The sequence below is a fragment of the Tautonia rosea genome (assembly GCF_012958305.1).
Lineage (GTDB): Bacteria > Planctomycetota > Planctomycetia > Isosphaerales > Isosphaeraceae > Tautonia > Tautonia rosea.
This window is the reverse complement of record NZ_JABBYO010000008.1, coordinates 95,261-107,262: the sequence shown is the minus strand read 5'-3', so window position 1 is coordinate 107,262 and position 12,002 is coordinate 95,261. Positions and strand designations below refer to the sequence as shown.

Below are 12,002 nucleotides of genomic sequence, written 5' to 3'. Positions count from 1 at the left end.
TTTTCGAGAAAGAGGATCGGCCCGATGCGGTCATTCGTTTCGGCAACTCGGCCGTGCACTGGACGGGCGAGCCGTCTGCCGTCGAAGGTGCGTACTTCGGTGCGCGGCCCGGGGGCTCACGGTGCGCTTCGGGTAATCGCGATAACTCATTCTCTCGAAATTGGTTGCGGCGATGAAATCGGTTCGTTTCGGTGAATCAACCGCGCAACGAACGGGCGGAGAGCCGCCGACGGGGGGATGCTCCTCGGAGACAGATGAGACGGATCGGCCGAGGAGGCTCAGGTCCAGGGCGTGCGCCGGGAGGTGCGCGGCTGGTGCGCCAAGGAGGAGCTGCGCAACTGATTCAATTGAAAGGGAATGTGTCGAACCGTGTTGTTCGTTTCGGGAAAAAGACGCGCAGCCGGAGGGGGCAGGGATCGTCGGAATTCGGATTGAGAAGGAGCGAGGGGCAACGGGCACCCAGCGGAGGCGGGCCACCCCTCGATAAGATCGGGAATTGGGGCGTCGGCAGTCACATCGGGCGGGAAAAAAACGGGGGCAAGCCTCCAGGAGGCGCGCGGTTGTCCTCGTCGTGGAGGGGCCGGGAATGCATCGGGACCGCGGTGCGGGTGGCTCCCCGGTGCCCGAGGTCCGCTCCCCGGTGGGGGCATCGTTCACCAAGGGGCGACCCGGGGGATGACCACGTCGCGGAACGACCTCTCCTGGCAGACTGAGGACGCGGTACCCGGCTTGGGGGCCATCCATTTCGTTCCGGTCCGCGCGCGTGAGGGTCGACCTCCGCCTTGCGATCGAACGGCGGGAGGGGCAGGGGTGTCATCGGATCGGATCGGATCGGATCGGATCGGATCGGAGCCGATGACACCCGATCGGATCAGAACTGATCGGCGCTGATGACCTCGCCGCCCTTTCGGGTCGAGAGGCTCTGGTAGACGCCGACGAAGGCGCCGGGCTGCAGCTGCCAGCTCTGGATGGAACCGATCCAGGCGGTCCCGACGGGGTCGCCGGAGTTGTTCAGGTCATTCTGCCACGACTGGACGGTTTCCTTGATGAAGCGGACCGAGCCGTCGGCGAAGGCGAAGTTGCAGCCGCCGGGATGGAAGCTGGAGGCGGCCTGCACGGGGATGAACCAGAGCCCGTCCTCGATTCCCTCGCGGAGCCGTCGGTGGGCGTTCATCGGGAACATGGTGTCGAAGGTGCCGTCGCCCCAGTAGCCGGAGTTCCACCAGCCGTAGCCGGCAGCCTCGGCGGGGTCGAGGATGCCGTGGGCCTTCTCGCCGAAGAGTAGGGTGTTGCTCGTACCGTCGCGGATGCCGGCGAGGCTCATGGCGCTGTGGTGATAGACGAGGCCGGTCGCATTGCCGATGTGACTCCGGAAGCGCGAGTCGGTTGAGCTGAGGAAGATTGGCCAGGTGCCGGAGTTGCCGGCGTAGCTCAGGTGGTGCTGAGTTGAGGGGTTGCCGGGGGTCGGGGTGCCGTAGAATCCGGTCTGCAGGGGAGTGGGTTCTACCGTGTCGCTCGGGCACCAAAGGGTGTTCAGGCCGATCGCGGCGACGGTCCAGTGCACCGGGCCCCCGCCGGCCCCGACGCCGAAGGCCGGCAAATTGTAGTTGACCGCGTTGGCGATGGTGCCCTGTTCCAGGAAGGGCAGCATCGAGGAGAAGACGCTGTGGCCGTAGTAAACAGCGGCCGGGTTGCTGGCGTTGCGCTGCCAGAAGCCGTGCGAGGGGAGCACGCCGTTGGAATCGACGTAGTTCTGCGCGGCCAGGGCGAGCTGCTTGAGGTTATTGGTGCACTGGGCGCGTCGGGCGGCCTCGCGGGCGGATTGGACCGCGGGCAAGAGCAGTGCGATCAGGACGCCGATGATGGCGATGACGACGAGTAATTCGATCAAGGTGAAGCCGAGACGGGCCGGACGGGTCGCAAAGGGAGGTTTCATGGAGTCAGATCCTCATCATTAAAAAAAACGAATAGGCGCCGCCTCCGAGGAGACCGCGTCTGGGGTGATTCGGTCATTCGGACTCTGCGAGCGATGCCGTCGATCGAGGGCACCTAGGGTTCTTTGGGGCCTCAACGGCCTCAACGGCCTCCTCGGCCTCCGGCGGCCTCGCGGCCTCCGGCGACCTCGCCACCTCCGGCGACCTCACCGCCTCCGCCGTCCCGTTCTCCGGGACCGGCGATGCCGTTTTCGGCGGCGGCCTGCTTCGACCTGGAGATGCTGATGGAGCCGACATCGCGCTGCGGGTTGTCGCAGCCGGAAGTGGCCAGGACCACGCAGACCGACGACAGGCCGACGGCGAAGGCCGTGCCGAGTCGGATGGAGAGCAGAGTGATCTTCATGAAGGAACGTCCGGTCGAAAGGAAGAAAAAAAGGAACGAAGGGCCTTGGCGGATCATTGGCGAGAGGGGGCCGAACGGGGCGCGGCACACTGAGAAATGAAGGCTACGCAATGGTTCGGGAGCCGCGACTCGGTGTGTCGTTCGCTTGCGATGAGGCGAATCTAAGGGGAACCCGTCGGCTGGGACGAAGGCGACGCCACGAGACTGAGGGAGAGGAAGGGAAGGGTTCAGTCTTCGAGCGTGGATTCAATATATCTCCGAAAAAATTAGGTCGTCAACTCTCATACCAAGCATGTTGGCCCATTTTTCTCATGACGGAGGATGGTGATGCAAGTTGAAGGATGACTGGCTGATGGGGCGAGCCTCGTGTCCGTGGAGATGCCCTGGGACGAACCGGAGGTGAGGAAAAAGGGATGGGAGAGAGACACCCACCGGCCGTGGGTGAATTGCCGCAAAATGATGAGGGAACGGTGCTGTGATTGCATGAGGGGGCGGTATGGTCGAGTTGTCCGCCGGGGGCGTCGGATTGTGAGGGAAGCGGATGTGACTTAAGATGTGTGACGAACGGCGGTACCTCGGCAGAGTCGGCTCGCGGTCAGACGACCAGGCGAGCCGGTCGCGGGCCGCGCCGGGCCTTCGGGGGTGCCCAAACGGTGATCGGTACGACGTTAAAGCGACGGTTTTCGATCGATCGCGAACTGGGACGCGGGGGCATGGGAGCGGTCTTTCGCGCCCTCGACCTGACGCTTCAACGCCCCGTCGCCATCAAGATCCTTCGGGAACTGGGCGGGCCGGAGGTCAACGATCGGCTCGGCCTCGAAGCCCGCATCCTTGCCCGCTTACAGCACGACGGGATCGTCCGCCTGTATGACTTCGACCAGGAAGACGGCATCACCTACTTCATCATGGAGGAGGTGGACGGGCCGAGCTATCACCTGCGCTGGAAGGAGCTGAGCATCCCCGAACGCCTGACCATCCTGGCCTCGGTGGCCGATGCGCTCGACTACGCTCATCATCAGGGGATCATCCACCGTGACTTGAAGCCCGGCAACGTGTTGCTGACCCGAGACGACCGGCCGAAGCTGTCGGATTTCGGCCTCTCGGTGTTGATGGAGCAGGAGCAGGAGACGGGCGTTGCGCGCGGCACGCCGGTCTACATGAGCCCCGAACAGGCGAGGGGCCGGAAGCTCGACCCGCGATCGGACCTGTACTCGCTCGGGGTCTTGCTTTACGAGGCGGCGACGGGTGAGCCCCCCTTTCGGGGGAACCCGATGGCGATCATGGCGCAGCACGTGAACTCCGAGCCGCCAGCTCCCCGGTCGATCAACCCCGAGATTTCCGAGGCACTCAACGCCTTGATCCTCCGATTGATGGCCAAGGCCCCGGCCGATCGCCTGGCCACCGGGGCCGAGGCCGCCGCAGCGATCCGGCACCTGATCGAAGGGGACCGCTGGCGAGCCGGGGCCGCACCGGAGGCGGCCGAGGCCGTGGCGGAAACGGTCGAGGTTGCCGCCGCACCGGCTCCGCCATCGGAGGCCGCCGCGACCTCGGTCCGCCGATCGGTCAAACGTCGGCAAGAGGCCGAGCAGATGATCGCCGAGGTGGAGCGGGTGCCCATCGCCCTTTCGGCCGAGGAGCGGTATCTCAGCGGGCATTACCTGGCGTACCTGCTTGGCGGTTCGCGGCGTCGCGGGATTTTCCTGATGCGGCCGCTTGACCCGAGGAACGCCGACCGGGCCCGCTTGATGCTGGCGATGACCTGGCTGATGACCCTGCGCAAGGTGACCGAGGAGGACATCGCCCGAGCCGCCCGGTTGCTCGACGAGCAGGTCGACATCCGCCCGATGCTCAGCCCGATCGTCGTGATCAAATACCTGCGGGGCCGCTCCGACGCCGCCCGACGCAAGCGGTTCCGCAAGATTCGCCAGGCATTGCAACAGGCCAGCAAGCGGGCCCAGTCGCACCTGACCGACGAGAACGGGCTGCTCAATCCCGGCCTGATGCCCCAGAATCTCGACGACCTGAAGAAGATCGCCCCGCAACGGACCGAGGTGGATGACCACCTGGTCGATCGCTGGAACCGCCTCACCGACGCCTGGCGGTCGCGTCCCGACTTCCGTCGCGCGATTCTGCGCTACGCCACCCTGCGAGCCGCCGACGATCCGGCCAGCGAGCGGCTCTGGCCGGAGGTGGTGCACCCGCTGATTGAACGGGCCCTCTGGCAGCGCCGGTTGCGATCGAAGGCCGAAGGGTTCTGGGACGCCGCCAGCCGGGTCGTACCGGCCTCGGCAGCTCCCGGCCGGATGATGGATCGGGCAATTGAAACGTCGGTTCCTGTGGATGATGTGGACGATCTGGATGAGTCGCTGGAGCAGTTCGAGCCTGATCCCGAATATCTTGAGGCCGTGCTCGACGACGAGGAATTCGTCAACGAACCGGAGCCGGTGTCGAGCCTGACCGTCAGCCGGGCGTCGCTCCGGGCGATCACGGCCGAAGACGGCCCCTCGTCACGCGACTTCATCACGCTGGTCGATCCTGATCCCGAGCGTTTCACGCTGGGAGAGCTGCGCGCGCTTCGCCTTGAGGCGCTGAACGCCCTGAAAAACCGATCGGCGACGCAAGGGCACCGGATCGTCCCCGTCGGCCCCTATCGGCTGGCCGTGGTGCCCTCGGTCCGTGCGAACAAGGCTGGTACGGTGGCGATTCAGGGGATGCCGAACAAACAGATTGAGATGCTTGTGCCTTCGTTCGCCGGGGGAGGGTCGAACGCGAAGCCGATTCTGGCGGTCTGGCATTACACGAATAAGAGCATGGTGATTGGGTATCTCGACCAGCGCAGCTCCCCTCGCTTCATTCTGTGGAACGCCGCGGTCAACCAGCAATCGAACCACCCCGACCCCGCCGACCTGAACAGCGAGCTGTTGAAGCTCAACATGGAAGCGCCCGATCGACCGGATAAGGCATTGGTCAAGAGCTTCTGGTCGTCGGGGAGCCAGTGATCGACCGATCGCAGCGAAACGCTCCAGGGAACAGAGGGGATGGAAAGCCACGGATGAAACACGGATCAATTCAGAAAGCGGAAATCGGAAAGAGAAAGAGAACAAATCGAATCGACAGAGCAAAGAACGAACGTCTTAGAAATCTTCTCTCTGTGTTCCGTCTGTTGCTTAGAATCACTTCGTTCCTTCCCCGTGTCCGGGAATCGCTCCGAGGACTGTTCGACCACGAATCCCGACCGCTTCCCCCCTCTGAACGAGACGAATCATCATGGCTGCACCTTCGCTCCGCATCGCCGGGGGGACGATTTACGACCCGATTCACGACGTGGACGGCGAGAGGGGGGACCTCTGGATTGCCGACGGCCGTATCGTGCCCCCGCCAGACGATCCAGGCGCGTTTCGAGGACGAACGATCGACGCGACGGGATATGTCGTGATGCCCGGCGGGATCGACATGCACTGCCATGTGGCCGGACCGAAGGTCAACGCGGGGCGGTTGATGACCCCCGACGCCTTTCGAGAAGGACGGGCGCTGCCTCGGACGGAGCGAACCCGGTCGGGCCTCGTTGGGCGGGTGCCGACGACCGCGGCGACCGGGCACTTGTTCGCCGGAATCGGCTACACGACGGCGATGGACGCGGCCATTCCTCCCTTGCACGCCAGGGCCGCCCACGACGAGCTGCGCGATACGCCGATCCTGGATAACGGGTTTTATACCTTGCTGGGCAATGCTCATCGCGTGCTCGACTGCGCGGCCTCGGGCGACATGGAGGCGCTTGACGCGTATTGCGCCTGGGCGCTTGATGCGAGCAAGGGGTATGCGATCAAGGTCGTCAACCCGGGGGACGTGGAAGATTACAAGCATGTCAGTCGCAAAGGCATGCGAGAACTGGATGAGGATGTGACCGGCTTCGGCGCGTCGCCGAGGCAGGTCGTGCAGGCACTGGCCGGGGCGGCCGATCGCCTGGGGTTGCCGCATCCGGTGCATGTGCACTGCAACAACCTGGGGGTGCCCGGCAACTGGCGGACGACGCGGGCGACGATGGAGGCGATCGACGGCTTCCGGGGGCATTTTGCTCATATTCAGTTTCATAGTTACGATGGTGATCCGAGCGACCCGCGCAGCTTTGCCTCGGCCGTGCCGAAGTTGCTGGAATACGTTCGCCGGCACAAGGAGATCACCGTAGATGTCGGCCACGTCAGCCCCGGCCCGGCGATGATCTTGACCGGTGACCCCCGCGCCGGCGATCGCCTGCACCGGCAACTGGGCGGCAAGTGGTTCAACGCCGATCTGGAGCAGGAAAGCAGTTGCGGCGTGATTCCGATTGAGTACTTGCCTGAGAAAAACCTGATCACGGCGGTGCAGTGGGCCATCGCGCTGGAGTGGTATCTGTTGATGGAAGACCCCTGGCGGATTGCCCTGACCAGCGACCACCCGAACGGCGGGGCCTTCTATCGTTATCCGGAAATGATTTATCTCTTGATGGATCGTGCCTTCCGGACCGAGGCGTTGGCCTCGATGCCGAAAGGGCTTCGTGAGCGATCAGTCATCCACGAACTTGATCGTGAGTACTCGTTGTTCGAGATCGCGATTCTCACCCGAGCCGCTCCGGCGCGGATGCTGGGTCTCAACGCGCGCAAGGGGCACCTCGGCCCCGGGGCCGATGCCGACATCGCCATCTATTCGCCCAATTCGGACCGTCGCGCCATGTTCGAGCGGCCCCGCTGGGTATTCAAAGGGGGGGAGCTGGTCGTGGACGACGGCATGGTGGTCGCCGAGACGAATGGCCGGACCTTTGTCCTCTCTCCTGAGTTCGACCCCGACCGTTTGCCCGGCATCCGCGACTGGTTCGAGCGTTCCTACTCGGTCCAGTTCGCCAACTACGCCCTCGCTCCCGAGGAGCTTCCGACGGCCGAGGTGGTACCAAGCGGTTCAGCGTGAACGTTGGTCCGTCAGGCTTCTGCGAGATTCCCGAATACTTCGGTGATCTCGGCTTTCTCAATCTTCCCCGATGCGACCCCGTCGGTCAGGTCATACAGCGCCATCGTGGGCTGGTCGATCGGATGTCCGTTGAGATCGAGAACGACCAGGGCCGCGGCCAGCCCGGCTCGCTTATTCCCATCAACGAAGGGATGATTTTTGACAATGTGGAAGTGGTAGGCCGCAGCCATCTGGAAGAGGTCTTCGTGCAGATAGGCTTCGCCAAAGGTGGCTCGCGGCTGAGAAACTGCCGAGTCGAGTAGTTTCGGCTCACGAACTCCGTCAGAACCACCGAATCGGTCAAGTCCTCGTCGATGGATGGCCAGCACGTCTCCAACGTCAAGGAAGACCGGATCGAGGATCATTGGGCGAGTTTCCGAAATACCTCTTCGTGGGTGTCCATGACCCGATCGGCCGATTCGAGGACTCGGCGCCCGTGATCCGCATCGCGAACGGGACGAATTTCGATCCCCTGGCCGTCGGGAGAGAGCTTGAGCTCCAGCAATGTTTCACGATCGATTTGCAGCGCACTCAGAATCGAGTCATCGATGACGAGCCCGAGCCCACCGTCGATCGGTGTGAGTGTCCTGGCTATTGCAGACCTCCTCGTCCTCTAAGCGGTCCGGATCGGGCGGTGTGTTGAATTTCGATGTGACCTCGCGATGCTTTGATGCTAGATCGCGACCCTCTCCCTTGACAAGAGACCGATTCGGCCCAGAGGGTTCGCGAACAATCAGCGCGAGAGCTTGGTAGGAGGCGTGGCGACCCCGGCCTGTTCCCTGGACACGGCCGCGCGATCGGGGGAAAATGGGCTGCGGGAGCGGCGATTGGCCGCATACCGCAAGGGGTCCATCGAGGCCGACGCCGACCTAACCCGATCCGCCCGTTCCGGGTCGGCGCAAGCCCAGACGAGTCGAGCATCGCCAGGAGTCGCTGATGTCGCACGAGCGCCTTGGATCGTACCGCCTCGGGATGGCCGCCGCGGCGGCCGTGATTGCGGGAGGACTCGCCCTCCCGATCGCTCCGAAGGCAAGGGCCCAGGTCGGGCCGGAGGAATCCGCCGCCCAGGTGAAGTTGGCCGACGGCCTGCAAGCCACGCTCTGGGCCGCCGAGCCGATGGTCGTGAACCCGACGACGATCGACGTCGATTCCCGAGGACGTGTCTGGGTGACCGAAGGGCTGAACTATCGGCCGACCCGCAACCCGAAATTTGAGCGGATCGACAGCGCCGATGCCATCAAGATCCTGGAAGACACCGATGGGGACGGCAAGGCTGATAAGATGACGGTCTTCGCCGATTCGATCTTCCCGGTACCGATGGGGATTGCTGTTGAGGAGAAGTACGACGAGGCCGGAAATTACACAGGATGTCGTGTGTATGTCGGCAACAGTCCGAACCTGCTCGTGCTGGAAGATACCGATGGCGACGACAAGGCCGACGTGCGCTATCCGCTGCTGACGGGCTTCGGCGGTATCGACAGCGACCACGGCGTGCATGGGATGGTGCTCGGGCTCGATGGTAAGCTCTACTTTACCCACGGTGACGGCTGCTGCTCGGTTCAGCCCGATGGCCAGGCGAAGACTGAGAACTTCGACGTGACCGACGCATCCGGGCGGCGCGTCTCGACCGATCAACTGGCGACCACCCTCCGCGTTAACCGAGACGGATCGCAGTTCGAGGTGATTGCCGATCGTCAGCGGAACAATTACGAAACCAGCTTGAACTCGTTTGGAAATATCTTTACCTCTGATAACGATGACGACGGCCAACGCGGCTCCCGCGTGTTGTGGATCATGGACGGCGGTACCTACGGCTACCGGACCCCCGGCAGCCCTCGGCACTGGGGCGAGGAAGTGCCCGGCAACGTACCGAAGCTTGTCGGCACGGGGAACGGCAGCCCGTGCGGGATCACGGTGTACGAAGGGCGGCTCCTGGGCGAACCGTACTTCGGCGCGATCTTCGAGGCGGATGCCGGCACCCGGCAAATCAACCACTTTCCCCTGACCCGCGAGGGGGCCGCTTTCCGGACCGAATATGAAGTGCTCATGTCGTCGGATGACCCCTGGTTCCGTCCTGTGGACATGACCGCCGCGCCCGACGGCTCGCTGTTCGTGGCCGACTGGTACGATGCCGGGGTCGGCGGGCACGCCTTCAGCGATCAGACGACCGGCCGCATCTACCGGGTCGTGCCGAACGGGGCCAAGCCCGAACGGCCGGTGTATAATTTCGGGTCGGTCGAAGGGCTGATCGAGGCCCTGAAATCGCCCGTCGTCGCCACCCAGGACGCTGCCCGTCGCGGCTTGATCGCGCGGGGGGATGAGGCGGTCGAAGCCCTGAACACCCTGTTCCAGTCGGACGAGCTGATCCACCGTGCCCGTGCCCTCTGGACCTTGTATGCGATCGAGGGGGACGAGGCCGCCGTGCGAGCGCTCAAGGACGCGGAGCCGCGCATCCGCGAGCAAGCCGTCCGCATCCTCGGACGGGATGTGAGTCGAGGAGGCACCATTGAATATGTGGGGGATGCCACGCCATCGACCCCTGCGGCGATGGCCCATCTCGACGCCCTGCTACCCCTGGCGATCGACCCCGATGCTGGCGTCCGACGCGAGCTGATCCTCGCTCTGCGTTTGCTGCCGACCGATCAGGTGGGGGAGGCACTCCGCGAGCTGGCGGCGTCGTGGGACGGCCGCGACCGGTGGTATCTGGAAGCGTTGGGCGTGGCTCTCTGGGATCGGGAATCGGACTACCTGGCATCACTCTTTGATGGGTCGCTCTATGGCGATCTGAACCTCGATCAGACCGGCGCGACCACGGCCGCGGCCTTGCCGCCGTACTTCCCGGTCGACCGGAACGAGGCGTTTCTCGCCGCGAGCGACACAATGCCGCCGGCCAACGCCCTGAGCAAGACGCTCGGCCTGATGTGGCAGGTCCACTCGCCCGAGGTCTTGCCGCTGCTCTCCCGGCTGATGCCGAGGCTGGCCTCGCCCGACTTGCAGCAGGCGGCCGATGATGTGCTCGCCCAGTTGAAGGACCCGAGCGGCGCGGTGGCGCTGGCGAACCTGGTGTTCGACCTCGACGACCCGGTCCGCGAACGTCAGATCCTCGCCACGCTGGCCCGTCGCCTGGCCGGCGACTGGCGATCGGCGGCCAACGAGCCCCGGGTGCGCGAGGCCATCCGCGCCGCCCTCGAACTGCCCGAGTCCCGCGCCGAGGGAATCGCCGCCGCGGCCTCGACCGGCGATTCCTCGTATGCGGAAGCGATCATGAACTTCGTCAAGCAGGACGACGCCTCGCCCCCGGTCCGGATCGCGGCGGTTGAGGCGCTCGGCCGGCTCAAGGCGTCGGGAGCGCGGCCGATGCTGGAGGCGATGATCGAGCGATCACGGCAAGCCGGCTCGTCCGACCCGGTGGCCGAGGCGGCCTTGCGGACCCTGCCCGAGTTGGGGATGGAGCGCGAGCAACTGGTCACGATCGTGGCGAACACGAATTATCCGCTTGGTCTGCGACGCGAGGCCCTGCGGGCCGCGACGATGCAGTCGGAGAGCGCTCGGAGCTTGCTTGGCCTCGCCGAGCAAGGGCAGCTGCCCGACGACCTGAAGTCGGAAGCCACGATGTTGCTCAACGCTCACCCCGACTATTACGGCGTTCGCCGTCGGGCCGCCGAGGTCTTGCCGCTGGCCGGGATCGGCGGGGGGCGGGAACTGCCGCCGCTGGAGGAATTGCTCTCCCGATCGGGCGACCCCGAGCGAGGGCGCGAGGTGTTTGCCTCGGCCGGTCAGACCCAGTGTTCCAGTTGCCACCGCGTACAGGGGCGCGGGCAGTGGGTCGGCCCCGATCTGTCGACGATCGGCACGAAGTACGGGAAGGACGCGTTGTTGACCTCGATTCTCAGCCCTAGCGCCGCCATCGGCTACAACTATCGCAGTTATGTGCTGGGGTTGGTGGATGGCCGGATCGTCACCGGCTTGCCCGTGGAAGAAACCGCGGATCGCTTGGTCTTGAAAACGGCCGAGGGGCAACGGCTCGAACTCGACCCGGCCGACATCGACGAGAAGCTCGTCAGCGATGTCTCCCTCATGCCCGAAGGGCTGGCGCAGCAGATGACCGACGAGCAGATCGTCGACCTGCTCGCCTTCCTCGAAACGCTTCGGCAGCCGGTGAGTATCGTCGGCGAGTTCCAGGCGGTCGGCCCGCTGGCCGAGGTCGATGCCGAGCCGGCGGTCGATCCGGAGCAAGCAATTGACACGTCCTTGCCCGTCCGAGGAGCCGATGGCCGCTCGCAATCGTGGCGGCGCCTGCGGGCGGATGCCGAGGGGCGAATTGATCTGTCGGCACTGGCCACCGCCGACCCGAACCAGGCGATTTATCTGCATGTTCCCGTGGTTTCGCCGGCCGACCTGTCGGCCACGCTCGTCATCGAATCGCCCGAGGCCGGGCTCCGCGCCTGGCTCAACGGCCGGCCGCTCGACTTGCCGGACCCCTCCGGCGACGACCCGACCCGCTCCGTCTCGGTCGATCTGACCCGAGGCGCGCACGACCTGATCCTCCGGCTCCCTGGCGGCTCGGCCGATCCGGGCATTATCGCCACCTTCGTGGCCGATGCGGCCTTGGAGTTCCGCGCGGTCGAGGGGCGCAAGGTGTCCAGCCGCTAGCGCGGTTTCCGCGTGTGCGTCGCTCATCACCG

The 12,002-nt window shown here is 64.9% G+C and carries 6 protein-coding genes; 3 read left to right on the top strand and 3 right to left on the bottom strand.

Annotated elements, in window-relative coordinates; genetic code table 11:
- Positions 1-871 precede the first annotated feature (871 nt).
- A complete protein-coding gene (locus HG800_RS15465) occupies positions 872-1,936 on the bottom strand; it encodes a DUF1559 domain-containing protein (protein ID WP_169977539.1) in 1,065 nt (354 codons plus the stop codon).
- 140 nt (positions 1,937-2,076) lie between these two features.
- Entirely contained in the window at positions 2,077-2,337 is a 261-nt protein-coding gene (locus HG800_RS15460) for a hypothetical protein (RefSeq protein WP_169977538.1), read from the bottom strand.
- Positions 2,338-2,894: 557 nt separating this feature from the next.
- On the opposite strand from HG800_RS15460, the gene HG800_RS15455 reads away from it, so the two are divergent.
- A complete protein-coding gene (locus HG800_RS15455; RefSeq protein ID WP_315852047.1) occupies positions 2,895-5,336 on the top strand; it encodes a serine/threonine-protein kinase in 2,442 nt (813 codons plus the stop codon).
- A gap of 268 nt (positions 5,337-5,604) precedes the next feature.
- On the top strand, positions 5,605-7,278 hold the full coding sequence (locus HG800_RS15450; protein ID WP_169977536.1) for a formylmethanofuran dehydrogenase subunit A: 1,674 nt from the start codon (positions 5,605-5,607) through the stop codon (positions 7,276-7,278).
- An 11-nt stretch (positions 7,279-7,289) separates the two neighbouring features.
- On the opposite strand, the gene HG800_RS15445 is transcribed toward HG800_RS15450, so the two are convergent.
- Positions 7,290-7,682 (bottom strand): type II toxin-antitoxin system death-on-curing family toxin, encoded by a 393-nt coding sequence (locus HG800_RS15445; RefSeq protein WP_206352287.1) that lies wholly within the window; start codon positions 7,680-7,682, stop codon positions 7,290-7,292.
- Between the two features lie 571 nt (positions 7,683-8,253).
- Between HG800_RS15445 and HG800_RS15440 the strand changes: the two genes are divergently transcribed.
- On the top strand, positions 8,254-11,970 hold the full coding sequence (locus HG800_RS15440) for a PVC-type heme-binding CxxCH protein (RefSeq protein WP_235963720.1): 3,717 nt from the start codon (positions 8,254-8,256) through the stop codon (positions 11,968-11,970).
- Positions 11,971-12,002 lie beyond the last annotated feature (32 nt).

Coding starts and splice junctions, on each gene's coding strand:
- HG800_RS15465 (WP_169977539.1), bottom strand. CDS start 1,936: ATGAAACCTCCCTTTGCGACCCGTCCGGCCCGTCTCGGCTTCACCTTG.
- HG800_RS15440 (WP_235963720.1), top strand. CDS start 8,254: ATGTCGCACGAGCGCCTTGGATCGTACCGCCTCGGGATGGCCGCCGCG.
- HG800_RS15445 (WP_206352287.1), bottom strand. CDS start 7,682: ATGATCCTCGATCCGGTCTTCCTTGACGTTGGAGACGTGCTGGCCATC.
- HG800_RS15460 (WP_169977538.1), bottom strand. CDS start 2,337: ATGAAGATCACTCTGCTCTCCATCCGACTCGGCACGGCCTTCGCCGTC.
- HG800_RS15450 (WP_169977536.1), top strand. CDS start 5,605: ATGGCTGCACCTTCGCTCCGCATCGCCGGGGGGACGATTTACGACCCG.